Raw genomic sequence first — 25,771 nt, forward strand, 5'->3', positions numbered from 1 at the left:
GGAAATGTCTGGAGATCCTTTAGGCTTTCTCATATCAGTTTGTGGAGGATTTTTATTAAGTCAAATTGGTGAAAAAATGAAATTAAGAAGAAGTGAGCGGATGGTGGTTATTTCCAATTATTTGATTAACCACCCTTATGAATTAACAAGTTTAAACACATTTGCAGAAAAATATGAGTCTGCTAAGTCCTCCATCTCAGAAGATATTGTAATCATCAAGCGCGCCTTTGAGGAAATTGAAATTGGAACGATTGAAACCATTACGGGAGCTGGTGGAGGTGTTATCTTTACCCCTTCAATCTCAGAGAAAGATGCAAGAATTATTGTTCAAGATTTGTGTGCTCAATTATCTGAAAGTAATCGGATTCTTCCTGGTGGCTATATCTATTTGTCAGATTTGCTCAGTACGCCGTCTATCCTCAATAATATCGGTCGCATCATTGCCAAAGCCTTTAAAGGTCAAAAGATTGATGCTGTCATGACGGTTGCGACCAAGGGGGTTCCACTTGCCAATGCTGTCGCTAATGTCTTGAATGTTCCTTTTGTCATTGTGCGGCGCGACCTGAAAATCACTGAGGGTTCAACGGTCAGTGTCAACTACGTTTCTGGTTCTAGCGGGGATCGGATTGAAAAAATGTTCCTCTCAAAACGCAGTCTCAAAGCTGGAAGTCGGGTCCTCATCGTCGATGACTTTCTCAAAGGAGGTGGAACGATTAATGGGATGGTTAGCCTTTTGTCTGAGTTTGATTCAGAGTTGGCGGGTGTGGCTGTCTTTGCAGATAATGCCCAAACCACCCGTGATCATCTGGATTATAAATCGCTTCTGAAGGTAACCAATATTGATGTTAAATCGAATACGATTGATGTTGAAGTTGGCAATATATTTGATAAAAATTAGGAAAGTAAGATGAAAAATTTATTTGATAAATTGGAGCAGAGTTCAATCTTTGTGCGTTTAGGAATAGTATTGTTTTTAGTGGTTGTTTTAATTTCAGGTTTTATATTTGTCAAACCAACACAGAAAACCGGGCAATCTACTAAAATAGTTAGCTACAGCAGACGTTCAAGTTCTAGCAAAGCCGGATCCAGCAGTAACGCTTCATCAGACAGTACGGTACAAGAGGCAGAGTCTACCGTTAAAAAGCTAGAAGAGGAGCAGACTGCTGAGAATCTTTCTCGAGCTCAAGAAGCAGTTGACAAGGTAAAAGATGAGGCTGTTAAGGAGAAACTGCAAAGTAGAATTCAGGCGTTGAGAGATGCGATGTCTTCGAACCAAGCACCGACAGATTCTTCTGAACCTATTTCAGAACAGCAGCAATCTATTCCACCGGCTGCACCAGTCTATCGAACTCCCGCCATTTCAGTCGAGACACCGTCTCAGCCACAAGAAAATCCGAGTCCTGCCCCTTCTTCAACCCCAGAGCCTACTCCAAACCCATCTTCTGCTACGCCGGGTCCTTCCTCAGATGGCGGCTCAGCCCCTCAGCCTTCAAGCGGAGAATAACAGGATTATAGAAATGCTTGAGGTACTGGCATTGTTTTGTGATAAAAGAACCTCTGTAAAATATTCTGATGGTTTGAATCATATTTCAGAAACTAAGAAACTCTCAACAGTGCTTTAAAAGTAACTTTTTGAGAGTTTTTTCATTTTTTGTCATCAAGGGGAGAAAGCTATATTTACCAAGAGACTAAAAAGCTGAATCGGAGTAAAAAATAAACAAAAGGTATTGACTAAGCAATGCTTCTATGTTACAATAATGAACGGTACTTTTTACTTTTGGTCTCTCAAAAGTGTACAGAGACGTGCTGACAAATGTTGCAAAAGTACACGCAGATGATAGCTGTCACCAAGTGTATCATCACCAAAATTAAAAAAATACAGGAGAATGTAGATGCCTACAATTAACCAATTGGTTCGCAAACCGCGTAAATCAAAAGTAGAAAAATCTAAATCACCAGCTTTGAACGTTGGTTACAACAGCCACAAAAAAGTTCAAACAAACGTATCTTCACCACAAAAACGTGGTGTTGCAACTCGTGTTGGAACTATGACACCTAAGAAGCCTAACTCAGCCCTTCGTAAATTTGCCCGTGTACGTTTGAGCAACTTGATCGAAGTTACAGCTTACATCCCAGGTATCGGACACAACCTGCAAGAGCACAGCGTGGTGCTTCTTCGTGGTGGACGTGTAAAAGACCTTCCAGGGGTACGTTACCATATCGTTCGTGGTGCACTTGATACAGCAGGTGTTACTGACCGTAAGCAAGGCCGTTCTAAATACGGTACTAAGCGTCCAAAAGCATAAGGAAAGGGGAAAAAGATAAATGAGTCGTAAAAACCGTGCGCCTAAGCGCGAAGTATTGCCAGATCCGCTTTACAATTCACAATTAGTTACTCGTCTTATCAACCGCGTTATGCTTGATGGTAAGCGTGGTACAGCAGCTTCTATCGTTTACGGAGCTTTTGAGCAAATCAAAGAAGCTACTGGAAATGATGCACTTGAAGTATTTGAAACAGCGATGGAAAACATCATGCCTGTTCTTGAAGTACGTGCTCGCCGTGTCGGTGGTTCAAACTACCAAGTACCGGTTGAAGTTCGTCCAGAACGCCGTACTACACTTGGCCTTCGTTGGTTGGTAACAATTTCACGTGGTCGTGGTGAACACACTATGCAAGATCGTCTTGCAAAAGAAATCATGGATGCTGCTAACAACACTGGTGCAGCAGTTAAGAAACGCGAAGATACTCACCGTATGGCAGAAGCTAACCGTGCCTTCGCACACTTCCGTTGGTAATATAGGATGCGAAAGCGTTAAGAAAGCCCAAGAGAAAATAGGGAATCGAAGCAGGTTACGACTGCAACCAATGAGATTCATCTTTTTCTCCAGACTTTTAGCTTGAGCTCAACTAAATCATGATGCTGGGAACGGTAAGGCATAATGCAAAAATAGAAAACTGATGCAGTGTTCCTTGAGCATAAAGCAGTTTATCTTTTTTGTGCAGGGCCTCGCTCGGGTTCAAATCAGCTAAATATTTTTAATTTAGTTTAACTCAACTTGTCAATTTTCTAAGTTGAAACCAACAAAAACAAGATAAATATTAAGAACGGGTAGGTCCTGCCTATCCGTTTTTTCTAAATAATGTTATAATAAATTGTAAAATAAATTAATAGGAGAAAACAACCTCATGGCACGCGAATTTTCACTTGAAAAAACACGTAATATCGGTATCATGGCCCACGTCGATGCTGGTAAAACAACTACAACTGAGCGTATCCTTTACTATACTGGTAAAATCCATAAACTCGGCGAAACTCACGAAGGTGCGTCACAAATGGACTGGATGGAGCAAGAGCAAGAGCGTGGTATCACGATCACATCTGCTGCGACAACTGCTCAATGGGATAACCACCGCGTAAATATTATCGACACCCCAGGACACGTGGACTTCACCATCGAAGTACAACGTTCACTTCGTGTATTGGACGGTGCAGTAACTGTTCTTGACTCACAATCAGGTGTTGAGCCTCAAACTGAAACAGTTTGGCGTCAAGCAACTGAATACGGAGTTCCACGTATCGTATTTGCTAACAAGATGGATAAAGTCGGTGCGGACTTCCTTTACTCAGTAAGCACTCTGCATGATCGTCTTCAAGCAAATGCGCACCCAATCCAATTGCCAATCGGTGCTGAAGATGATTTCCGCGGAATCATCGACTTGATCAAGATGAAAGCTGAAATCTATACTAACGATCTTGGTACAGATATTCTTGAAGAAGATATCCCAGCTGAATACCTTGAGCAAGCTCAAGAATACCGTGAAAAATTGGTGGAAGCAGTTGCTGAAACGGATGAAGAATTGATGATGAAATACCTTGAAGGTGAAGAAATCACTAACGAAGAATTGAAGGCTGGTATCCGTAAAGCGACTATCAACGTTGAATTCTTCCCAGTATTGTGTGGTTCTGCCTTCAAGAACAAGGGTGTTCAATTGATGCTTGATGCAGTTATTGACTACTTGCCAAGCCCGCTTGATATCCCAGCTATCAAGGGTGTAAACCCAGATACTGAAGCAGAAGAAACTCGTCCAGCATCTGACGAAGAGCCATTTGCAGCTCTTGCCTTTAAGATCATGACCGACCCATTCGTAGGTCGTTTGACATTCTTCCGTGTATACTCAGGTGTCTTGAACAGTGGTTCATACGTATTGAACACTTCTAAAGGTAAACGCGAGCGTATTGGTCGTATCCTGCAAATGCACGCAAATAGCCGTCAAGAAATTGAAACAGTATATGCCGGTGATATCGCTGCTGCCGTAGGTTTGAAAGATACTACAACTGGTGACTCATTGACAGATGAAAAAGCTAAAATCATTCTTGAATCTATCGAAGTTCCAGAACCAGTTATCCAATTGATGGTTGAGCCAAAATCTAAGGCCGATCAAGATAAGATGGGTGTTGCCCTGCAAAAACTGGCTGAAGAAGATCCAACATTCCGCGTTGAAACCAACGTTGAAACTGGTGAAACAGTTATCTCTGGTATGGGTGAGCTTCACTTGGATGTCCTTGTTGACCGTATGCGTCGTGAGTTCAAGGTTGAAGCAAACGTAGGTGCGCCTCAAGTATCTTACCGTGAAACTTTCCGTGCTTCTACTCAAGCTCGTGGATTCTTCAAACGCCAATCTGGTGGTAAAGGTCAATTCGGTGATGTTTGGATTGAATTTACACCAAATGAAGAAGGAAAAGGCTTCGAGTTTGAAAATGCTATCGTCGGTGGTGTGGTTCCACGTGAATTTATCCCAGCGGTAGAAAAAGGTTTGGTTGAGTCAATGGCAAATGGTGTCCTTGCTGGCTACCCAATCGTTGACGTGAAAGCTAAACTTTACGATGGTTCATACCACGATGTCGACTCATCTGAAACAGCCTTCAAGGTTGCGGCTTCACTTGCATTGAAAGAAGCTGCTAAGACTGCACAACCAGCTATCCTTGAGCCAATGATGTTGGTAACAATCACTGTTCCTGAAGAAAATCTTGGTGACGTTATGGGTCACGTAACAGCTCGTCGTGGACGTGTTGACGGCATGGAAGCGCATGGTAACAGCCAAATCGTTCGTGCTTATGTTCCACTTGCTGAAATGTTCGGTTACGCAACGGTTCTTCGTTCAGCATCACAAGGACGCGGTACCTTCATGATGGTATTTGACCACTACGAAGATGTACCTAAGTCAGTACAAGAAGAAATCATCAAGAAAAACAAAGGTGAAGCTTAATTAGCTTACCCCTCGCACTAAAAGCTCTTCTTTCCTTTCATAGGAAGAGGAGCTTTTTATGCTTTTAACCAAACTAAAAATTGTTCAGTTTTAACAGAAAAATATGAAAAGGGTACAAATTCATAGGATATTACTGGATTCACAGGCGATAGTCTGCAACTTTTCATTGTAAATCCAGAATGGTCGAAAAAGCAAAAATCTATCTAAGTATAATATTTTCAATAAGCAGATATTTATTGGGGCTATTGGGACAAATTTAGAAGCTACACTCAAGTGTTCGTTGTGGTAAAGTGGTAGAGAAATCTTTTGTTTTCTGAAAAGGATTGGAAACTTCTGAAATAAATGATGTCCTTTGTTAATCCTAATGAAATCAGTTGCAATTTCATTCGATAAGTTATATAATAGATATGTTGAAAGGTGATTTGTAGCAACTCAAGTTACTCTTTTCACATAAAAATTTTTTGATTTTCATAAGGAGGAAATCACGAATGGTAGTTAAAGTTGGTATTAACGGTTTCGGTCGTATCGGTCGTCTTGCTTTCCGTCGTATCCAAAACGTAGAAGGTGTTGAAGTTACTCGCATCAACGACCTGACAGATCCAGTAATGCTTGCACACCTGTTGAAATACGACACAACTCAAGGTCGTTTCGACGGAACTGTGGAAGTTAAAGAAGGTGGATTTGAAGTTAACGGAAAATTCGTTAAAGTATCTGCTGAACGTGACCCAGAACAAATCGACTGGGCTAACGATGGTGTAGAAATCGTTCTTGAAGCAACTGGTTTCTTTGCTACTAAAGCAGCTGCTGAAAAACACTTGCATGCTGGTGGTGCTAAGAAAGTTGTTATCACTGCTCCTGGTGGATCAGATGTTAAAACAGTCGTATTTAACACTAACCACGATATTCTTGATGGTACTGAAACAGTTATCTCAGGTGCTTCATGTACTACAAACTGCTTGGCTCCAATGGCTAAAGCTCTTCAAGATAACTTCGGTGTTGTTGAAGGATTGATGACTACTATCCACGCTTACACTGGTGACCAAATGATCCTTGACGGTCCACACCGTAAAGGTGACCTTCGTCGTGCACGCGCTGGTGCTGCTAACATCGTTCCTAACTCAACTGGTGCTGCTAAAGCAATCGGTTTGGTTATCCCTGAATTGAACGGTAAATTGGACGGAGCTGCACAACGCGTTCCTACTCCAACTGGATCAGTAACTGAATTGGTAGTTGTTCTTGAAAAGAACGTTACTGTTGATGAAGTAAATGCAGCTATGAAAGCTGTTGCTAACGAATCATACGGTTACACTGAAGATCCAATCGTTTCTTCAGACGTTGTAGGTATGTCTTACGGATCATTGTTTGACGCAACTCAAACTAAAGTTCTTGACGTTGACGGTAAACAATTGGTTAAAGTTGTTTCATGGTATGACAATGAAATGTCTTACACTGCACAACTTGTACGTACTCTTGAATACTTTGCGAAAATTGCTAAATAATTCAAGTGTATGAAAAAAGAGATCCGCTGTGGATCTCTTTTTCAGTTTTGAGACAAGTATATTTGAGCCGCTGGAATGGATAGTTATTGGGAATCAAGTCGATATGCTATAGACAATGACGAGTACTAATGCGGCTTCATTGGCAACTAGGATAGAAATGAGAATTGGATAGCTTTTGCCCAGCATTAGATTGGACAAGGAAAATAGGATTTTATTTTGCTTTATCTGCTCTATACGACTTTTTCGAATCCACTTTTACAAATAGCCAAGGGAACTGGGAAAGTTTGCGTGTACAACTTTGAGATTGTCTCTTAAAGTGGACATTGGAATACAAAATTGGGTGGAAATTCAACAAAAAAATTTTAGAAAAATTTTTCAAAGCCTGAAATACTACCATGATAGAGTTGGAAACAGTAATTCTGGGCTGAAAAACAGCAGTTTTGAAGAAAATTATTTTGGGAAAAGAGCTTGGGGGAATTAGATTTTTGTTTAGTATTAAAATGCATTCCATAGAAGGCAAAAGATGAGAATACAACTCCATGCATTTCCGGATTTTCTTTGAATGACGAGCATGCCGTAAATGAGAATGAATACGGTGACGGCTTCAAATAGAGAAGTTGGATCTAAGCCAATCATTCCATGTATGAGCAGGCAGATTAGAGCGCAAATGAGAGCACCAAGATCGATTCCCTTCGTTTGGTATGGATAGCGGAGATTGATTTTCTGAGCAATTACAACATAATTAAAGCCTTCCCAGAATCCCCAGATAAGAGCAATGAGCAAGTAACCCAAGATGTTTGTCGGAAAAGAACTGGCAAGAATTTCTTTCGTTAAAGTGATTGATTGAAATGGGAGATAGGTGTGAACTTGTCCTGTAATGATGAGGAAAAGAAGCAAGGGAAGACAAATAACGGCAGTCTGAACGAGGGATGAGAGGAAATGCTGAGTAAGTAATCCATATTCTTTCCAACTTTCTTTGCGACGAATCATTACCACGCTTGTGCCTAATCCTGCTACACAAAATTGGCAGGCTGCGAGGACAAGAAGGCGGAGCCAGATGGAGACCGATAATTGACGAGTGAAGTCTAATAGTTGCTCTCGGAAAAATAGATAACTGATAAGGGGAAGGATTGTCAAGATAGCGATGCTATTTAAATCTTGGTCGGCTTTCTTTTGAAGGGGAGATAGTTCTGTCATCAAGGGGTCCTCCTTTATTATCCTTATTGTATCTTCTGAATGATGCTGTGTCAAGAAGAGGGCAAAAGCGTTTAATTTTGCTATCGCTTTTACAGCTTTTGTGATATAATTATCATGTATTAAAAATAGAAGGAGTCATATCCAATGGCAAAATTGACTGTTAAAGATGTTGACTTGAAAGGGAAGAAAGTTCTCGTTCGTGTTGACTTCAACGTTCCTGTAAAAGACGGTGTAATCACTAACGATAACCGTATTACTGCTGCTCTTCCAACAATCAAGTATATCCTTGAACAAGGCGGACGTGCAATTCTCTTCTCTCACCTTGGACGTGTGAAAGAAGAAGCAGATAAGGCTGGTAAATCCCTTGCTCCTGTAGCTGCTGATTTGGCTGCGAAATTAGGCCAAGATGTTGTTTTCCTTCCAGGTGTCACTCGTGGTGCTGAATTGGAAGCTGCGATCAATGCTCTTGAAGATGGACAAGTTCTCTTGGTTGAAAACACTCGTTATGAAGATGTTGACGGCAAGAAAGAATCTAAAAATGATCCTGAACTTGGTAAATACTGGGCATCACTTGGAGATGGTATCTTTGTAAACGATGCATTCGGTACAGCTCACCGTGCACACGCATCTAACGTTGGTATCTCAGCAAACGTTGAAAAAGCTGTTGCTGGTTTCCTTCTTGAAAACGAAATTGCCTACATCCAAGAAGCGGTTGAAACTCCAGAACGTCCATTCGTAGCGATTCTTGGTGGTTCAAAAGTTTCAGACAAGATCGGTGTTATCGAAAACTTGCTTGAAAAGGCTGATAAAGTCCTTATCGGTGGTGGTATGACTTACACATTCTACAAAGCACAAGGTATCGAAATCGGTAACTCACTTGTAGAAGAAGATAAATTGGACATTGCAAAAGCTCTTCTTGAAAAAGCAAACGGTAAATTGATCTTGCCAGTTGACTCTAAAGAAGCAAATGCTTTTGCGGACTACACTGAAGTGAAAGACACTGAAGGCGAAGCAGTAGATCCAGGTTTCCTTGGTTTAGATATCGGTCCTAAATCTATCGCTAAATTTGATGAAGCTTTGACTGGTGCGAAGACTGTTGTATGGAATGGACCTATGGGTGTCTTTGAAAACCCTGACTTCCAAGCTGGTACAATCGGTGTGATGGACGCTATCGTGAAACAACCAGGCGTGAAATCAATCATCGGTGGTGGTGATTCAGCTGCTGCAGCTATCAACCTTGGCCGTGCAGATAAGTTCTCATGGATCTCTACTGGTGGTGGAGCGTCAATGGAACTCCTTGAAGGTAAAGTATTACCAGGTCTTGCAGCATTGACAGAGAAATAATATTTGTAATGAAAAGAGTTGGGAAACCAACTCTTTTCTAGTGCCATTGAATGGATAGATGGCAAGATATTTATAATTTCTATCGGAATCTTCATCTGGAATCTCAAAGCGGAGCTTTTCTAGTGCCTTGTTTGCTCTAGTTGCAATTTAGGACATCCTATCAGATAAAAGGTTTACTTTCTGTATCCTCAACTTCCGATAGTTTGCTGAAATATTGGAATTATCCGCATCGGCTCAGGACAGTTTTTTTGTAAAATGATTGTTTTATAAAAAGGCTTAACGCAGAACTTAGAGATAATCCAATAGGATTTCTCGTAGTATGGGGAGTAGACTGAACTGCCATTATGCTTGGTTCAGTTCTTGTTATCTTCGGTTTTTAACTAAAAATCCTCCTAAAAAACACTGTAGTAAAAGTAGAAATTATTTGTAACATGACTAAAATATAAGCCTAAAATACCTGACATGTAAATAAGATATAATTTTTCTATTATCAACTTATACGGAGAAACATAATTATGAAAAAAGCATTTGCTAAAGCAACTCTTGGTTTGACTTCCACAGCTTTCTTGGCGACAATTGGGGCTCAAGCTGTTAGTGCAGATTCTTATGTTGTTCAACAGGGGGACTCTTTTTTTGCCATCGCCAGCGCTACTGGGATGAATCCTTATGACCTTGCTGCCAATAATGGAAAATCAATTTTTGATAGGATTAACCCAGGGGATGTGCTAGAAGTGAGCGGTACCACTCAGGTTCAGGCTTACAATCCTTACAGCAGTTCGGTTTATGAAGCGACAAGCAATGCTGATTTGGTATCTGATGTAGAAGATGTTGTCTTGAATACTCCGACTAATTATGGTAATTCCTATCCAATTGGCCAGTGTACTTGGGGAGTGAAAGAAATGGCTCCTTGGGCGAGCAACTGGTGGGGGAATGCCAACACTTGGGCTTTCAATGCTAGTGCCCAAGGCTACGCAACAGGAAATGTTCCAGTAGCAGGTGCTATTGCAGTTTGGGATGGTGGTGAATACGGACATGTTGCTTATGTGACAGATGTTCAAAGTGACGGCTCTGTCCAAGTCTTAGAAGCTAACTACAATCGCCAAAAGCAGATTGGCAACTATCGTGGTTATTTTAACCCCAATGAATTTATGGGCGGCGTCACCTACATTTATCCAAACTAAAGATTGTGAAAACAAGGCTGAGACATTTTTTGTCTCAGCCTCCTTTTGTTATAACAGAGAGCTCTTGACGTGCTAACTAATTGTTTTTTGTTCGTCTTTTAGATTCAAAAAGCTCTTTTGATGAAAACGTTGATTTTTTCAGCCATCAGTTCAACAGTCTGCTAGACTGTCGAACTGGCTTTTTGTTGTGAGAGAAACTTCCAAGCAGAAAGAGTTTTTTTAGGCTAAAATATGTTAAAATAAGGGTAGCAGACTTTTAAAAAGGAAATCGGATGGGTTACTTTAACAAATATAAACTGGATAAATCACAGTTTCGAATTGGTATGCGAACCTTCAAAACAGGAATCGCAGTGTTCATTATTTTGTTAATTTTTGGTTTGTTTGGTTGGAAGGGGCTTCAGATTGGGGCCTTGACAGCTGTTTTTAGCTTGCGGGAAGATTTTGATAAAAGTGTTCATTTTGGCACGTCTCGTATTTTGGGAAATAGTATCGGTGGTTTTTATGCGTTGATTTTTTTCTTAATCAATAGTTTCTTTCACAATCAATTTTTGGTGACCTTACTGATTGTCCCTATTTGTACCATGTTGACCATTATGACCAATGTCGCAATGAATAATAAGGCCGGAGTAATTGGCGGGGTTTCTGCTATGCTCATTATCACCTTATCAATCCCTGCCGGTGAGACAATTTTATATGTATTTGCCAGAATCTTTGAAACGTTTATGGGAGTATTTGTTGCGATAATTGTGAATACGGATATTGACCGTATTCGGATCTGGTTCAACGAAAAAAAATAAAATCCGTGTAAGAAAATCTTACATTAGTTCTTGACATAAAAAATATTTGGGATATAATAGTGCATAGAGGAGAAAATGATGAAGGAAAAAGAGTTTCGCCGAAATATGGCAGTCTTTCCTATCGGTAGTGTTATGAAACTGACGGATTTAACAGCTCGTCAGATTCGTTATTATGAGGATCAAAATTTGATTACTCCGATTCGGAATGAAGGGAATCGTCGCATGTATTCCCTTAATGATATGGATCGGCTTTTGGAAATTAAAGATTATATTTCAGAAGGTTGTAATATCGCCGCTATCAAGAAGAAATATGCTGAACGAGAAGCTAAGTTGAATAAAACCATTAGCGAAGATGATGTTCGTCGGGCTCTCCATAATGATATTCTTCAGCAAGGGCGCTTTGGCGCTTCGCTTCCAACCTTTGGTCACATGCGTCGACCATAAATTATTTTGTTTTTTTATTTACAAGGAGAAATCTCATGTCAATCACTGCAGCTGATATTCGTCGTGAAGTTAAAGAAAAAAATGTAACATTTATTCGTTTGATGTTTTCAGATATTTTGGGAACAATGAAAAATGTTGAAATTCCTGCAACCGACGAACAGCTTAATAAAGTTTTGTCCAACAAAGCAATGTTTGATGGCTCTTCAATTGAAGGTTTTGTTCGTATTAATGAGTCAGATATGTATCTTTATCCAGACTTAGATACTTGGACAGTCTTTCCTTGGGGAGATGAAAATGGCAGCGTGGCAGGTTTAATCTGTGATGTTTATACAACAGAACTCAAGCCCTTCCAAGGAGATCCGCGCAGTAACTTGAAACGTGCGTTAAAGCATATGGAAGCACTAGGATTTAAATCTTTTAATTTGGGTCCTGAGCCAGAATTCTTCCTGTTTAAATTGGATGAAAATGGCGATCCAACGCTGGAAGTGAATGACAAAGGCGGCTACTTTGATTTGGCACCGACAGACTTGGCTGACAATACTCGTCGGGAAATCGTAAATATTCTGACAAAGATGGGCTTTGAGGTAGAAGCTAGCCACCACGAAGTGGCAGTCGGCCAGCACGAGATTGACTTTAAATATGATGAAGTTCTACGGGCTTGTGACAAGATTCAGATTTTCAAGCTGGTTGTGAAAACTATTGCTCGTAAGCACGGTTTGTATGCAACCTTTATGGCTAAGCCTAAGTTTGGCATTGCAGGATCTGGTATGCACTGTAATATGTCTCTCTTTGATCAAGATGGCAACAATGCTTTCTTTGACCCAGAGGATCCAAAAGGTATGCAGTTGTCAGAGACAGCCTACCATTTCCTGGGTGGCTTGATTAAGCATGCTTACAACTATACAGCTATCATGAACCCGACAGTTAACTCTTATAAGCGTTTGGTTCCAGGTTATGAAGCGCCTGTGTATATCGCTTGGGCTGGTCGCAATCGCTCGCCTTTAGTTCGGGTGCCAGCATCACGTGGCTTGGGAACTCGCTTGGAACTACGCTCGGTGGATCCGATGGCCAATCCTTATATCGCTATGGCTGTTCTGCTAGAAGTAGGTCTGCACGGTATTGAAAATAAGATTGAAGCACCTGCACCGATTGAAGAAAATATCTATATCATGACTCCAGAGGAGCGTAAAGAGGCAGGCATTACTGATCTTCCGTCTACTCTTCATAATGCTGTTAAGGCTTTAACAGAGGATGAGGTTGTCAAAGCAGCCTTGGGCAATCATATTTATACCAGCTTTGTTGAAGCTAAACGGATTGAATGGGCTAGCTATGCAACCTTTGTTTCCCAGTGGGAAGTGGATAATTATCTAGATTTATACTAAACTTAGAGCAGGAGGATTGGCATATCCCCTGCTTTTTCGTGGAGGAGAAGAAAGATGGAAAAATTTCATGATTTTATCAAGCGTGTTTTTGATGAGCAATATGAGGCTTGTTTTGGTCCAGATATGCTTGAAAGACTTGAACCTCAAGATTATTATTTAAGGCTGGAGGAAGATGGCCAGTTAATTTCCTTGCTCCATGCCCAACAGGTGTTGGAAAATATTCATGTCAAGGCTTTGGTGGTGGATAAAGAGCATCAGAAAAAAGGTTTGGGAGCCAGTCTGCTGGCAGAATTAGAAGAAAAGGCTGCAGAAGCTGGAGTAACTAGCATTACCTTGTCCACTAAATCTTATCAGGCTAGGGATTTTTACATCAAGCAAGGCTATGAAATCTACGCCAGTCTAGAAGATGTCCCACAAAAGGGCATTACCAAATATCATTTTATCAAGCGATTAAACGAAGCCATTCTCAAATAGACGGAAGCCAATTTGGCTTCTGTTTTTTAATATTTGTTTACATACATTCAGTATGTATGTTAAAATTAAACTTAAGAAAAGGAGAACAAATGATTACCAGTTTATATCCCGTTTTAATGAGCGAAGATGTCCATCAAGCGGTACAATTTTTCATTAATCATTTCCAATTTCAGGAAACCTTCTGTTCAGATTGGTATATTAGTTTAAAGAATATTGAGAGTGGTTTTGAGCTTGCTTTTATTGATAGTAAGCATGGGACAGTGCCACAAGCCTACCAGTCTAAGGCGAGTGGCCTAATCATCAATATCGAAGTTGACAATGTGGATTGTTTTTATGAAGAATTGCGTCAGCAAGAAGAAATGGAGATCCTTCTTCCTATTAAAAATGAAGATTTTGGTCAGCGCTATTTCATTGTGGAAGCGCCGGGTTCTGTTTTGGTTGATGTAATTCAAGTCATTCCGCCTAGCGCTGAGTTTGCGGAAAATTATTTGGAGAGTGAAGATGAATAAAAAACAGCAGGCTTCTCTAGAGACAAGCAAGAAAATATTAGCTATCGCCCGGGAACATTTTTCTTTAAAGGGTTATGCAGAAACTTCCTTGGAAGAAATTGTAGATGAATTGGGAATGACAAGAGGCGCACTTTATCATCATTTCGGGAATAAGAAAACTTTATTTACCGCCGTACTGGCACAAATTCAGTCCGAACTGGGGTCTTATGTAGAAAAAAGCGCCATGGAAGCACACGATTCTTGGGAGCAGTTGGTAGAAGGCTGTGTTGCTTTTGTTCGTTTTGCGACCTTGACAGAAAATAAACGTATTCTCCTGCTTGATGGTCCCAATGTCGTTGAGTGGAAAGAGTGGCGTCGTCAGGACGAGGCTAATTCTTTCTTTCATTTGAGAGAACAATTAGACATTTTATCTAAAGAAGGAAGAGTTATCTCTATTGATTTGGATATGGCAGCTCATATGATTTCAGGCGCCTTGAACGAGTTGTCTCTTTTTCTGGCTGAGAAAGAGGAAGAAGCAGAAGTCAGAGGAGCAGTGAGAAGTCTGTTAAGGGGATTTAGAAATTATGGCGAAAAAGGTTAAAGATTATTATGATTTGGTTTATGCGGAGGATTTGAGCCGTCGCTTGCAAGAAGTCACAGATAAATTTGATGCTCAGCATTTTATGTCTCTAGTTGAAAGCGACTTAGAGGCTTTGGAATTTACTCAGCGTCAAGAGCTGCTGGCAAGGAGTATCAAAGAATGCTTGCCGCTTTCTTATGCGTATTCTCTGAAGGTTTTTGAGCAGATACTTGGTCCGGAGTTAGAGGGCGGCTTGGGTATGTTCTCAGAAGGGTACTGGTTGTGGCCGATTGGCAAATACGTAGAACTTTACGGAAGTCAAGAATTCGAGCTGAGTGCAGCCTTCAGCAAGGAATTAACCAAGCGATTTACTGGAGAATTTTCCATGCGGCCCTTGCTGGCTAATTATCCTAGAGCTACGATGGATTTACTGCTAGAGTGGAGCCGAGATGAGAATATGCGCGTCCGCAGATTAGCCAGCGAGTGTATGCGGATTCGTCTGCCCTGGGCTAAGAAGCAGACTGTGGTTTTAGATTATTTTGATGAATTTACCGCTATTTTGACAAATCTAAAGGATGATAGGGATAAATCAATCCAAAAAAGCGTCGCTAATAACCTGAATGATTTATATAAAGAAGATCCTGAAAAGTTTGAGAGGGTGATTGGATCTTGGCAAAAGGAAGAATTGAGTCCGAGTTGCGCTTGGATTATCAAGCATGCCTCTCGAACAAAAAATAAAGCAGAAAAATAGAGAGTGGGACAGAAATCGGTAATTCGTTAGAATTCGATTTCGTCGTCCCACCTCCGCACAGTTGAGTAGGGCTGTAAAAGCTGATGAAATCAGCGTAGTAGAGTCCACTCAACCACTGCGTCTTGCTCGACAATCCAAAAACAATTGAGAGGCTAGGACTTTTGTCCCAGCCTCTATTTTTAGTTGTCTTCGTCTGGTGTAAGCACCATCGGAATAATAATGGGTTCGCGCTCGGTGCTTTCGTAGAGGAAAGGACGCAAGGCGTTGACGATAGCGCCGCTGACAGATTGGACGCTGGCGTCTTTATTCTTGAGTGCAATGCGAATGGCATTGAAGAGGATACGCTGGCTTTGGCGAATGAGATCTCCTGATTCGCGCATGTAGATAAAGCCACGGCTGAGAATATCTGGACCTGCTAAAATCATCTTGGACTCAAAATCAACCGTCGCAACGGCCAGAACCACACCGTCCTCTGACAGGTCTTTACGATCGCGCAAGACTGCAGCTCCGATTTCACCAATGCGGTTCCCATCAACATAAATATCCTGAGCGTTGAAGCTGCCGGCAATACGGGCTGAGTCAGCTGTCAGAGCCAGCACGTCACCATTGCTCATGATGAAGATATTGTCTTTTGGTACTCCAGTATCAACGGCTAGACCTGCATGTACTTTCTGCATACGGTATTCACCATGGACTGGCATGAAATATTTAGGCTTGATCAAGCGAAGCATGAGTTTCTGCTCTTGTTGGCCACCGTGTCCAGAGGTGTGGATGTTGTTAATCTTACCGTGAATCACTTCTACACCAGCCTCGGAAATGATGTTAATCAGCTTGTTAACGCTGGTCGTATTACCAGGGATAGGACTGGATGAGAAGATGACTGTATCTCCAGGTTGCAGCTGAACCTGACGGTGGGTACCATTGGCAATCCGAGACAGGGCTGCCATCGGCTCGCCCTGGCTTCCGGTACACATAATCAGCACTTCGCCAGCTGGGTAGTCCTTAAGCTCGTTTGGCTCGATAAAGGTATCTTTGGAAACCTTTATATAGCCCAGCTCAATCCCATTGACAATAGCCTTTTCCATGGAGCGGCCAAAGACCGCAATCTTACGACCGGTCTTGACAGCAGCATCAGCTGCCTGCTGGAGCCGGAAGATATTTGAAGCAAAAGAGGCGAAAATAATCCGTCCATGAATGCCTTCGATGATCTTCATGATAGACTGTCCGACCACTTTTTCGGAATTGGTAAAGGTCGGAACTTCAGCATTGGTCGAGTCAGATAGGAGGCAGAGCACGCCTTCTTCGCCCAGAGCAGCCATGCGGTGCAAGTCTGCCGGCTCACCGACTGGTGTAAAGTCAAACTTGAAGTCACCTGTACAGACAATCTTACCCTGCGGCGTATGGATGACAATTCCCAAGGGTTCTGGAATAGAGTGGGTTGTCCGGAAGAAAGTAGCTTTCAGATGCTTGAACTGCAGTTCTGTGTTTTGATTGATTTCATAGAGCTTGGCATCACGTAAAAGTCCATGCTCTTCTAGCTTGCCCCGAATGAGGGCCAGCGCCAAAGGGCCAGCATAGATAGGAACATTGGCTTGCTTGAGCAGGAAAGGGATACCGCCGATATGGTCCTCATGCCCGTGGGTGATGAGGACAGCTTTTACACGGTCAATATTGTCTACGATATAAGAGTAGTCGGGAATGACATAGTCAATTCCTAGCAGGTCGTCTTCTGGGAACTTGATACCGGCATCCACGATGATAATTTCATTTTGGTATTCAATCCCGTAGGTGTTTTTACCGATTTCGCCTAGACCACCGATGGCGAAAACACCAACTTCTTCTTTCTTTAAGTTATATGCCATAGGTTATAACTCCGTCAATTCGAAGGCGCCTGACTCTTTTTCGTACTCCAAATGTTTGTCAGACAAGAGCTCGATAAATTCGATATTGTATGGAGTCTTTTCTTCGACCAATTTGCGGGCTTTGATGCGGCCTTCCAATTCATTAGCTGCTTCGACATCTAAATAAAGGGCACGTGTCTTTTCACGGCGTGGGCTACGATCTTTTGTTTCCTGATAAAAAACTTTGTAAATCATTATATTTCCTTCCATTTTCATGATCAAGCTACAGAAAACGACAGCTGGTCAGCTGCTTTGTTTTATTCAATTTTCTGGGTAGTAGATTGACCTTGATTCGTTATAATTCTAACCAATTATAACATAAAATAACGTATTAGTAAAAGGCAGAATTGAGAAAACAGAGGGAGAAGCGTTTTGCATTGCGAGGACAATTTCATTTTAGGAGAAGTCGCTCTTAGCTAAATAAATCTTTGAAAGGTTTCTCTATCCGCGATTAGGCTTTTTGTAGTATAATAGTAGGCAGACATTCGAGTAAGGAATAACTTAGTATGAAAATTTTAGCATTTGATACATCAAATAGGGCTTTGTCGCTGGCTGTTTTAGAAGATAAGGATCTCTTAGGACAGGTGACGCTCAATATCAAGAAAAATCATAGCATTACCCTTATGCCGGCTATTGATTTTCTGATGAATAGTCTGGATTTGAAACCGGCCGATTTGGATCGTATCGCGGTGGCTCAGGGGCCGGGTAGCTACACAGGCCTGAGAATTGCGGTGGCGACAGCCAAGACTTTAGCGCATACCCTCAAGATCGAGCTGGTCGGTGTGTCTAGTCTGCTGGCTTTAGTACCAGAGCAGGTGGAAGGTTTGGTCATTCCCATCGTGGATGCCCGCCGCAATAATGTCTATGCTGGCTTTTATCAGTCTGGTCAGGCTATGCGGCCGGAGGCCCATCTTCCTTTGGCAGAGGTTTTAGACATAGTTAGCGCTGCTAATCAGCCCGTCACTTTTGTCGGAGAGACAGCAACTTTTGCGGAGCAGATTGAAGCTGCTCTTCCTCAGGCTGCCCTTCAGCCGACCTTACCAGACGCAGCAGCTATTGGTCGTCTCGGTTTAGACCTGCCAGCCCAGTCCATTCATGACTTTGTCCCTAACTATCTCAAGCGGGTAGAAGCCGAGGAAAATTGGCTCAAGACCCACCAGGAATCCAGCGATTCTTACATTCAGCGCCTATGATTAAGTTGAGAAAATGGAGCGACAGCTTGAATGCGGACGCGGCAGTTCTAGCAGAAGAGCTGGAAGAGCTCTTACTTGCAGTCTATGAGGTCAGTCCTTGGACAGCCATACAAATGGAAGAGGTTCTGCGTTCGGATGTGAACAGTTGTGCAATAGCAGCAGATGAGACTCAGCTTGTCGGCTTTTTAATCTGGCAGGAGACAGACTTTGAAGCAGAAGTTCTGCAAATTGCTGTATTGCCTAGCTATCAGGGGCAGAAAATCGCGACAGCCTTGTTTGACTTTTTGCCAGCAGATAAAGAAATTTTCCTCGAAGTTAGGGAGTCGAACAGGCCAGCTCTGCTATTTTACAAAAAAGAAAAATTTGAAGAAATCGCGCGGCGGAAGGCCTACTATCATGCGCCGGTGGAAGATGCGATTGTCATGAAAAGAGAGATCCATGAAAGATAGATATATTTTAGCTTTTGAGACGTCTTGTGACGAGACTAGTGTGGCGGTTCTGAAGAATGAGACTGAGCTTTTGAGCAATGTCATTGCCAGCCAGATTGAGAGCCACAAGCGTTTTGGCGGAGTGGTACCGGAAGTGGCCAGCCGTCACCATGTGGAAGTTATTACGGTTTGCATTGAGGAGGCCTTGGCAGAAGCGGGGATTAGTGAGGAGCAAGTCACAGCAGTGGCCGTTACCTATGGTCCGGGTCTGGTTGGGGCGCTTCTGGTCGGCTTGGCAGCGGCCAAGTCCTTTGCTTGGGCCCATGGGATTCCCCTGATTCCAGTCAATCATATGGCTGGGCACCTGATGGCAGCCCAGAGCGTGGAGCCCTTGGAATTTCCCTTGCTGGCTCTTTTGGTCAGTGGCGGCCATACTGAGCTGGTCTATGTCAGTCAGGCTGGTGACTATAAGATTGTGGGGGAAACTCGCGATGATGCGGTCGGTGAAGCCTATGACAAGGTCGGTCGCGTTATGGGGCTGACCTATCCAGCAGGCCGAGAGATTGACCAGCTGGCTCATCAAGGACAGGATATCTACGATTTTCCGCGGGCCATGATTAAGGAAGACAATCTGGAATTTTCTTTTTCCGGTCTCAAGTCGGCTTTTATCAATCTGCACCACAATGCCCAGCAAAAGGGAGAAGTCTTGTCTAACCAAGACCTGTCAGCAAGCTTTCAGGCAGCGGTCATGGATATTCTCATGGCCAAGACTAAGAAAGCGCTGGAAAAATATCCAGTCAAGACTCTGGTCGTAGCGGGCGGCGTTGCGGCCAATCAAGGTCTGAGAGAACGCTTGGCAGCTGAGATTCAGGATGTCAAGGTGATCATTCCGCCTCTGCGCCTCTGCGGTGACAATGCTGGTATGATTGCCTATGCCAGTGTCAGTGAGTGGAACAAAGAAAATTTTGCCAGTCTAGACCTGAATGCCAAGCCAAGTCTGGCCTTTGAAACGATGGAAGAAGAGAAGGATTTATGAGAGGACAGACTTTTAAACAGGGGGTTCAGGCAGCGGTGCCAACGGCTTTGGGCTATATTGGAATCGGTCTGGCCTGCGGTATCATGGCAGCGCCTTATATGAATCCGTTTGAGATGGCTCTAATGAGCATTCTGATTTATGCAGGCAGTGCCCAGTTTGCTATGATTGGTCTATTTGCCCAGCAGGCGCCGGTTTTGGCCATTGCTCTAACGGTCTTTCTCATTAATATCCGCCATCTCTTGCTTTGTCTGCATGCATCAGCTTTTTTTCGTAAATCTAGTCTGGCGCAGAATATGATTATTGGTTCTTTCTTGACGGATGAGTCCTACGGTGTCCTGATGGGAGAGCAGGTACATACAGGGGAAATTTCTGCTTACTGGATGATGGGCAATAATTTCATGAGTTATACTTTTTGGGTCTTGGGAACTATTTTAGGGGCAGCTTTAGGCGGGCTCCTGCCCAATCCTGAACGATTCGGCTTGGATTTTGCCTTGGTGGCTATGTTTGTTGGTATTTTCTCTTCTCAGTTTGCCATTATGTTGCGTCGAATTAAGATGAACAAGCTTTTTCTGGTTTTGAGCGTGGTGGGTATCACCTATCTGCTTTTGACCATGGTGGTTCAAAATTCATTGGCGGTGCTCTTTGCTACTTTGTTGGGTTGTACGGTGGGGGTGATCTTGGATGATAAGTAAGTATATTTTGCTGGCTATTCTTTTTTCGGCCGTCGTCACTTGGATTCCGCGAGTCTTGCCTTTTATTTTGGTTAAATACAAGGGGCTTCCGCCCATGGTGGAGCGTTTCCTTAAATACTTGCCTGTATCTATTATTTTTGCTTTGATCTTATCTAGCATTACCAATGCTCAGCCAGGACACTTTCCTAGTTTCAGATGGCTGGATTTGTTAGTTGTTTTTCCGACAACCTATGTATCCTTTAGATACAAAAATCTGATTGCAACCGTTATTTTTGGCGTTGTATTGGCAGCACTCTCACGTCTCATTTTTTAATCAATGCACCTTCTTGGAGGAGGTGTCTTTGTTTTTGTAGAAGTTATCTGGAAATATCAGAAATTCTGCTACAATAGGGGAAAAGCTTTCGATGGGGTGGATGATGCCCTAGGCAGCACTCTGAAAATCTGCTTCAATGCACTCAAAAATTGAAACTACGCCTAAGTTATGAAAATGTTCCCAAAAAATCAAGAAAAACTAAGCTTTATCACCATGGTTTTCGTAAATAAATTCTAGTCGCTTGGGAAAATCTAAAGTAGTTTTAAAATTTTTATAAAAAAAGCTTGACTCTGACCTTTGGTCAGGGCTTATACTATAGTGGTAAGGAGGTCTATCATGTACCATATCAAAGAAGCTGCGCAGCTTTCGGGTGTCTCTGTCAAAACCTTGCATCATTACGACAAAATCGGACTTTTAGTTCCTGCCAAATCAGAAAATGGCTATCGGACATACAGCCAAGTTGATCTAGAGCGGCTGCAGGTCATCCTTTACTATAAGTATCTGGGTTTTTCCTTAGAGAAAATAGCAGAGCTGCTGAGCCAGGATGATCAGGACTTATTGCCGCATCTGCTGAGGCAGTTGGAGTATTTGCAGCAGGAAAGAGACCGCTTGGATACCTTGATTTCCACCTTGCAAAAAACCATCCAAGAAGAAAAAGGAGAAAGAAAGATGACAATGAAAGAAAGATTCGCAGGCTTTACCTACGAAGATAATCAAAAATACCATCAAGAAGCTGTCGAAGAATACGGTCAAGAAGTCATGTCGGAAGCACTGACTCGTCAAAATGGAAGGGAAGAAGAGTCTGCCGCCGCCTTCAATCAAGTTTTTCAAAGTCTGGCAGAGAATATGGGGCAAGGCTTGCCGGTTGACGCAGCAGAAAATCAAGAGCAGGCAGCCCAGCTCTTGCAAGCCATCCGTACTTACGGCTTTGACTGCTCTATAGAAGTCTTCGGTCATATCGGTAAAGGCTATGTCTATAACCCAGAGTTTAAGGAAAATATCGACAAATTCGCTCCAGGAACAGCTCAGTACACAGCAGATGTCATTACAGCTTACGTTCAGACAAAGGCAAAATAAATAGGCTAGAAAATTCCTAGCCTATTCTTTACTTCAAGTCATAAAGCCAGTCGTCGCCGTCTTTATAGTAAAAGAATTCACTTAAATCATCTTCTAGAAAAACACGGAGCATATCTGACATATCCTTAGTTGCAAGTTTCAGATGAGACAGATTTTGCAACTCTTCCCACCGGACCTTTCCTTCATCTGAGGATTGCAGCACACCGGAATAGTGCTTTGTCTTATAGAGCAGCACAACATAGCGAAAATCTTTGTCATCATACCAATTTTTGATGCCGCAAAGTTGAGGTTTGGAGATGGTAAGTCCCGTTTCTTCTTTGACTTCTCTGATAACGGCATCGGTAAAAGATTCCCCGCGCTCTACATGCCCGCCAGGAAAAGTGATGCCGGGCCAGTCAGGACTAACTCGGTCTTGGACAAGAACTTTTTCTCCGTCATAAATCATGCACATGTTGACGAATTCAACCGTTTCGCATCTATTCATCTTGTTCTCCTATTTTGTTAGTAACTTTTCCACCACGTTTAACTTTCTCATGGTCAGATCCACGCCAAACAGCTTTTCAAGATAGTTGGTATTGAGCTTTTTTCGTTTTGCAGTTCTCGGGAGATAGAGGTAGAGACAGTGATCGCCTACACAAATTTCTTCTTCACCGTAGTCAGCTTTCAATTTTTCTAGTGGCAGACTTTGGATAAATCCCTGATAAAGAATCACATGTACACGATCATGAAGATAGTCTTCTTTAAATGGATTCTCATGAACAATCTTATCAAGATCGTTCTTATTATTGATAACCATTTTTAAGTCGGCTCCAATTTTTTCCTTTATCAGAGTATGAACGCATTCTCGTATTTCTTCTAAATCTAAGTCACTTTCAAGAATGATATTCCCACTTTGAATATAGGTTCGAACGTGTTGAAAACCAGCTTCTGTCGAAATATCTACCAAATAAGACATTTTTGGGATAGCATTCTTTCCATTAGGAGTAACACCTCTTAGTAAAATAATATGTTCCCAAGGACTTCCTTTCTTATTTGGTATTTAGCCATTAAATTATTTATATATTGGATTTGAGCCTGCCACCCAGCCGGTGCAGAGGGCAGAAGTGATATTGAAGCCGCCCGTATGGGCATTGATGTCTAGGACTTCGCCGGCAAAGTGGAGACCGGGAACGAGCTTGCTTTCCAGAGTTTTAGGATTGATTTCCTTGAGACTAACGCCACCCTTGGTGACAAAGGACTTGGCCAGGGACATTTTGCCAGTGACAGGGATGGGCAGTTCTTTAATTTGCTTGATGAGAGCTTCTTTTTCACTGAGATTGAGTTGTTTGACTTTCTCGGGAAAGGGCTGGGCAAAAAATTCTGCCATTCGCTCGGGTAGGAGGATTTTCAGGCAGTTCTTCAGCGATTTTTCCCGATGTTCTTCTAAAAAGTCTGCCAAATCCTGCTGACTCATCTGTGGCAGGACATCCAGATAGATGGTTTCGCCGCCCTTGACAAAGCTAGACAAGCGCAGAGCAGCCGGACCGGATAGGCCAAAGTGGGTAAAGAGCAGGTCGTGGGTGATGACATGTTTGCCATAGCTTAGAGTCACATCGTCCAGCGAAATCCCCTGAAGCGCTTTGTGAGGGAAGTCAGTCAGAAGAGGACTTTCAGCGGCTTCCAGGTCAGTTACTGTGTGCTTGAAGTGTCGGGCGATATCGTGGCCGAAGCCTGTCGATCCAGTTGAAGGGTAGGACTTGCCGCCAGTCGTCACAATTAATTTCTGACAGGTCCAAGCCTGGTCGCTGGATTTGACAGTGAAAAGCTCATCAGATTTTTTAACGGAGACGATTTCGGTATTGGTGATGACAGTACCACCTAGCTCTGCAATTTTCTTTTCCAAAGCTTCGATAATGGTGCGGGACTTGTCTGTCGCTGGGAAAACACGACCGTGGTCTTCGACCTTGAGTTTGACACCATTCTCGGTAAAAAAGTTAATGATATCATGGTTGTTAAACTGGGAAAAGACGCTGTAAAGAAAGCGCCCGTTGCCTGGAATACCGGCCATGAGGTCATCTAGGCTTCCGTTATTGGTCACATTGCAGCGCCCGCCGCCCGTTCCGGCTAGTTTCTTGCCCAATCGTTTATTTTTATCAAGGAGCAAGGTCTTCTGTCCATAGAAAGAACTGGAAATGGCAGCCATCATGCCAGCCGGTCCTCCGCCGATGACGATTGTGTCGAAATGGTTCATGTATCTTTTCCTTTCATGGAGAGTGGTTTTTATCTGTTAGTTGGAAATCTTGGATTTCTTTGCTGAGTATCCTTTTCCAGTCTTTAAATACGACAAATTTGCCCCTGTGATTCTGGAGTTCCTATTAACGAGGCATTCTTCAGCAGGCTCTAATCACGTCTCGGCTCTACTCAGGAGAGGATTTTAGCTGAAAAATTATAGTTTTTATACACATCTTCTGTTTGGGGCAGTTTAGAAAATTCTCGCTTGCGCTCCCCTAAACTCGATATATTTCATAGGACGTTCTCTTTGTATGAACTTAAATTCAGTATAAGCTAATCCTGCTCCAATGTCAAAAAGTGGCTGCTTAGACGTGGGGGCTCGATAAAAGTGTAAGAAGTCCTCGATTTTTGATGAAGCGACTAGGTCAGTTTTTCACAGCTGGTCATCCAAATCCTTTTGCAAAAATTCTTGAGTGATGCTTGGGGACTATCTACACAGATTTATCGTGTATGAAAACTAGAACATTTGACAAAACCTTTCCTTCCTGATAGAATAAGAATGTCTAAAAGACAAATAACTTCTTCTTGGTTGCAGGCCATGCCAAACCTGTCACTCGGATGAAGCGTAAAGAAAAGGAGCTTATCATGGCAATCTCAAAAGAGAAAAAAAATGAAATCATTGCACAATACGCACGTCACGAAGGTGACACTGGTTCAGTAGAGGTACAAGTTGCTGTCCTTACTTGGGAAATCAACCACCTCAACGACCACATCAAACAACACAAAAAAGACCACGCTACTTACCGTGGCTTGATGAAGAAAATTGGTCGCCGTCGTAACCTCTTGGCTTACCTTCGTAAGAACGACGTTAACCGTTACCGTGAGTTGATCAACTCTCTAGGACTTCGTCGTTAATCATGATGCTAAGGGCGTCAAAAATCCGTATGAAAATAGGGAAACGACACCGTGTTCGATGAACACAAGGAGTTTCATCTTTTTCACTAGGATTTTAGCCCGAGCTCAAATCAGCTCTCTGACTCCAGAGGGCTTTTTTACTTGGCTCTTTGTCAACTGTAGTGGGTTAACGAAAAGTCATACTCTGGAGAGGACAACATTTGTTCTCTCCTTTTTGATATTCAAAGTGATGAGAATTCTAGTTCTAAAGTTGTCAAAGTTCCGAAAGCCAAAAACGTTGCGCTTGATAACCTTGATGAGGTTGTTAGTAGCCTCCAGTTTTGCATTTGAGTAAGGGAGTTCAAGAGCGTTGATAATTTTATCTTTGTCCTTGAGAAAGGTTTTAAAAACAGTCTGAAAGATAGGATTTATACAAGAAATTGTTTCTTCAATGAGTCCAAAGAAATGGTCAGCCTGTTTCTCTTGAAAATGAAAAAGCAAGAGTTGGTAAAGCTCATAGTGTTCTCTGAGTTCTTGAGAGTAAGAGAGAAGCTTTTCAAGAATCTCTTGATTTGTCAAGTGCATGCGAAAAGTCGGACGATAAAAGCGTTTATCGCTGA

The 25,771-nt window shown here is 42.4% G+C and carries 30 protein-coding genes; 23 read left to right on the forward strand and 7 right to left on the reverse strand.

The window, feature by feature from the left end; all coding sequences use genetic code 11:
- The first annotated feature begins 76 nt into the window (after positions 1–76).
- From purR to FZ952_RS11605, 7 genes are all read left to right on the forward strand, one after another.
- Positions 77–898, forward strand: coding sequence for a pur operon repressor (gene purR / locus FZ952_RS08535; RefSeq protein ID WP_037614848.1), 822 nt, complete (start codon positions 77–79; stop codon positions 896–898).
- A gap of 9 nt (positions 899–907) precedes the next feature.
- Positions 908–1,504, forward strand: a complete 597-nt coding sequence (locus FZ952_RS08540; RefSeq protein ID WP_148881358.1) for a hypothetical protein — start codon at positions 908–910, stop codon at positions 1,502–1,504.
- Between the two features lie 388 nt (positions 1,505–1,892).
- Positions 1,893–2,306 (forward strand): 30S ribosomal protein S12, encoded by a 414-nt coding sequence (gene rpsL, locus FZ952_RS08550; protein ID WP_005591658.1) that lies wholly within the window; start codon positions 1,893–1,895, stop codon positions 2,304–2,306.
- 19 nt (positions 2,307–2,325) lie between these two features.
- Positions 2,326–2,796: a 30S ribosomal protein S7 gene (gene rpsG / locus FZ952_RS08555; protein WP_005591659.1), complete on the forward strand. Its 471-nt coding sequence runs from the start codon at positions 2,326–2,328 to the stop codon at positions 2,794–2,796.
- A 391-nt stretch (positions 2,797–3,187) separates the two neighbouring features.
- The gene (gene fusA, locus FZ952_RS08560; RefSeq protein ID WP_148881359.1) at positions 3,188–5,269 is read left to right on the forward strand and encodes an elongation factor G; all 2,082 of its coding nucleotides are present in this window, start codon (positions 3,188–3,190) and stop codon (positions 5,267–5,269) included.
- 488 nt (positions 5,270–5,757) lie between these two features.
- Positions 5,758–6,768: a type I glyceraldehyde-3-phosphate dehydrogenase gene (gap, locus tag FZ952_RS08565; RefSeq protein ID WP_006154814.1), complete on the forward strand. Its 1,011-nt coding sequence runs from the start codon at positions 5,758–5,760 to the stop codon at positions 6,766–6,768.
- Positions 6,769–7,108: 340 nt separating this feature from the next.
- Complete coding sequence (locus FZ952_RS11605; protein ID WP_187423902.1) at positions 7,109–7,249, forward strand: hypothetical protein; 141 nt, start codon at positions 7,109–7,111, stop codon at positions 7,247–7,249.
- A 14-nt stretch (positions 7,250–7,263) separates the two neighbouring features.
- Here the strand turns inward: FZ952_RS11605 and FZ952_RS08570 are convergent, their stop codons facing one another.
- Positions 7,264–7,965, reverse strand: a complete 702-nt coding sequence (locus tag FZ952_RS08570; protein ID WP_262366351.1) for a hypothetical protein — start codon at positions 7,963–7,965, stop codon at positions 7,264–7,266.
- A 144-nt stretch (positions 7,966–8,109) separates the two neighbouring features.
- On the opposite strand from FZ952_RS08570, the gene FZ952_RS08575 reads away from it, so the two are divergent.
- From FZ952_RS08575 to FZ952_RS08615, 9 genes are all read left to right on the forward strand, one after another.
- The gene (locus FZ952_RS08575; RefSeq protein ID WP_148881361.1) at positions 8,110–9,309 is read left to right on the forward strand and encodes a phosphoglycerate kinase; all 1,200 of its coding nucleotides are present in this window, start codon (positions 8,110–8,112) and stop codon (positions 9,307–9,309) included.
- 515 nt (positions 9,310–9,824) lie between these two features.
- Positions 9,825–10,490: a CHAP domain-containing protein gene (locus FZ952_RS08580; protein WP_148881362.1), complete on the forward strand. Its 666-nt coding sequence runs from the start codon at positions 9,825–9,827 to the stop codon at positions 10,488–10,490.
- Positions 10,491–10,762: 272 nt separating this feature from the next.
- Positions 10,763–11,287, forward strand: a complete 525-nt coding sequence (locus tag FZ952_RS08585) for an FUSC family protein (protein WP_037614804.1) — start codon at positions 10,763–10,765, stop codon at positions 11,285–11,287.
- A 78-nt stretch (positions 11,288–11,365) separates the two neighbouring features.
- A complete protein-coding gene (locus tag FZ952_RS08590) occupies positions 11,366–11,731 on the forward strand; it encodes a MerR family transcriptional regulator (RefSeq protein ID WP_037614803.1) in 366 nt (121 codons plus the stop codon).
- 35 nt (positions 11,732–11,766) lie between these two features.
- Entirely contained in the window at positions 11,767–13,113 is a 1,347-nt protein-coding gene (gene glnA / locus FZ952_RS08595) for a type I glutamate--ammonia ligase (protein ID WP_148881363.1), read from the forward strand.
- A gap of 54 nt (positions 13,114–13,167) precedes the next feature.
- Positions 13,168–13,587: a GNAT family N-acetyltransferase gene (locus FZ952_RS08600; RefSeq protein WP_148881364.1), complete on the forward strand. Its 420-nt coding sequence runs from the start codon at positions 13,168–13,170 to the stop codon at positions 13,585–13,587.
- Between the two features lie 89 nt (positions 13,588–13,676).
- Entirely contained in the window at positions 13,677–14,096 is a 420-nt protein-coding gene (locus tag FZ952_RS08605) for a VOC family protein (RefSeq protein ID WP_148881365.1), read from the forward strand.
- On the forward strand, positions 14,089–14,676 hold the full coding sequence (locus FZ952_RS08610) for a TetR/AcrR family transcriptional regulator (RefSeq protein ID WP_148881366.1): 588 nt from the start codon (positions 14,089–14,091) through the stop codon (positions 14,674–14,676). Before FZ952_RS08605 ends, FZ952_RS08610 begins: the two co-directional genes overlap by 8 nt.
- Positions 14,660–15,406, forward strand: a complete 747-nt coding sequence (locus tag FZ952_RS08615; RefSeq protein WP_148881367.1) for a DNA alkylation repair protein — start codon at positions 14,660–14,662, stop codon at positions 15,404–15,406. Before FZ952_RS08610 ends, FZ952_RS08615 begins: the two co-directional genes overlap by 17 nt.
- A gap of 179 nt (positions 15,407–15,585) precedes the next feature.
- On the opposite strand, the gene rnjA is transcribed toward FZ952_RS08615, so the two are convergent.
- Both rnjA and FZ952_RS08630 read right to left on the reverse strand, forming a co-directional pair.
- On the reverse strand, positions 15,586–17,268 hold the full coding sequence (gene rnjA / locus FZ952_RS08625; protein WP_148881368.1) for a ribonuclease J1: 1,683 nt from the start codon (positions 17,266–17,268) through the stop codon (positions 15,586–15,588).
- Between the two features lie 3 nt (positions 17,269–17,271).
- Positions 17,272–17,502, reverse strand: coding sequence for a DNA-dependent RNA polymerase subunit epsilon (locus FZ952_RS08630; RefSeq protein WP_062201107.1), 231 nt, complete (start codon positions 17,500–17,502; stop codon positions 17,272–17,274).
- 311 nt (positions 17,503–17,813) lie between these two features.
- Here FZ952_RS08630 and tsaB point away from each other — a divergent pair, with 311 nt between their 5' ends.
- From tsaB to FZ952_RS08660, 6 genes are all read left to right on the forward strand, one after another.
- The gene (tsaB, locus tag FZ952_RS08635) at positions 17,814–18,500 is read left to right on the forward strand and encodes a tRNA (adenosine(37)-N6)-threonylcarbamoyltransferase complex dimerization subunit type 1 TsaB (protein WP_037614789.1); all 687 of its coding nucleotides are present in this window, start codon (positions 17,814–17,816) and stop codon (positions 18,498–18,500) included.
- Positions 18,497–18,949, forward strand: coding sequence for a ribosomal protein S18-alanine N-acetyltransferase (gene rimI, locus FZ952_RS08640; RefSeq protein WP_148881369.1), 453 nt, complete (start codon positions 18,497–18,499; stop codon positions 18,947–18,949). Before tsaB ends, rimI begins: the two co-directional genes overlap by 4 nt.
- A complete protein-coding gene (gene tsaD / locus FZ952_RS08645) occupies positions 18,939–19,964 on the forward strand; it encodes a tRNA (adenosine(37)-N6)-threonylcarbamoyltransferase complex transferase subunit TsaD (RefSeq protein WP_148881370.1) in 1,026 nt (341 codons plus the stop codon). Before rimI ends, tsaD begins: the two co-directional genes overlap by 11 nt.
- Positions 19,961–20,656 carry an AzlC family ABC transporter permease gene (locus FZ952_RS08650; protein WP_148881371.1) on the forward strand — a complete coding sequence of 232 codons (696 nt, stop codon included), beginning with the start codon at positions 19,961–19,963 and terminating at the stop codon, positions 20,654–20,656. The genes tsaD and FZ952_RS08650 overlap by 4 nt, the downstream gene beginning before the upstream one ends.
- On the forward strand, positions 20,646–20,969 hold the full coding sequence (locus tag FZ952_RS08655; protein ID WP_062201092.1) for an AzlD domain-containing protein: 324 nt from the start codon (positions 20,646–20,648) through the stop codon (positions 20,967–20,969). The genes FZ952_RS08650 and FZ952_RS08655 overlap by 11 nt, the downstream gene beginning before the upstream one ends.
- A 336-nt stretch (positions 20,970–21,305) precedes the next feature.
- Complete coding sequence (locus tag FZ952_RS08660) at positions 21,306–22,046, forward strand: MerR family transcriptional regulator (protein ID WP_148881372.1); 741 nt, start codon at positions 21,306–21,308, stop codon at positions 22,044–22,046.
- 28 nt (positions 22,047–22,074) lie between these two features.
- Here FZ952_RS08660 and FZ952_RS08665 read toward each other — a convergent pair whose 3' ends face one another.
- The 3 genes from FZ952_RS08665 to FZ952_RS08675 are packed head-to-tail and all read right to left on the reverse strand — an operon-like array spanning position 22,075 to position 24,276.
- Positions 22,075–22,530 (reverse strand): 8-oxo-dGTP diphosphatase, encoded by a 456-nt coding sequence (locus FZ952_RS08665; protein ID WP_148881373.1) that lies wholly within the window; start codon positions 22,528–22,530, stop codon positions 22,075–22,077.
- Between the two features lie 9 nt (positions 22,531–22,539).
- The gene (locus FZ952_RS08670; RefSeq protein WP_148881374.1) at positions 22,540–23,085 is read right to left on the reverse strand and encodes a DUF1697 domain-containing protein; all 546 of its coding nucleotides are present in this window, start codon (positions 23,083–23,085) and stop codon (positions 22,540–22,542) included.
- A 12-nt stretch (positions 23,086–23,097) separates the two neighbouring features.
- On the reverse strand, positions 23,098–24,276 hold the full coding sequence (locus FZ952_RS08675; RefSeq protein ID WP_148881375.1) for an NAD(P)/FAD-dependent oxidoreductase: 1,179 nt from the start codon (positions 24,274–24,276) through the stop codon (positions 23,098–23,100).
- 626 nt (positions 24,277–24,902) lie between these two features.
- On the opposite strand from FZ952_RS08675, the gene rpsO reads away from it, so the two are divergent.
- Entirely contained in the window at positions 24,903–25,172 is a 270-nt protein-coding gene (rpsO, locus tag FZ952_RS08680) for a 30S ribosomal protein S15 (protein WP_004193424.1), read from the forward strand.
- 177 nt (positions 25,173–25,349) lie between these two features.
- Here rpsO and FZ952_RS08685 read toward each other — a convergent pair.
- On the reverse strand, positions 25,350–25,771 hold a 422-nt coding region (locus tag FZ952_RS08685; RefSeq protein WP_148881376.1), incomplete at its 5' end, for a transposase.

Source organism: Streptococcus sp. Marseille-P7376 (genome assembly GCF_902460385.1).
Classification (GTDB): Bacteria; Bacillota; Bacilli; order Lactobacillales; family Streptococcaceae; genus Streptococcus; species Streptococcus sinensis.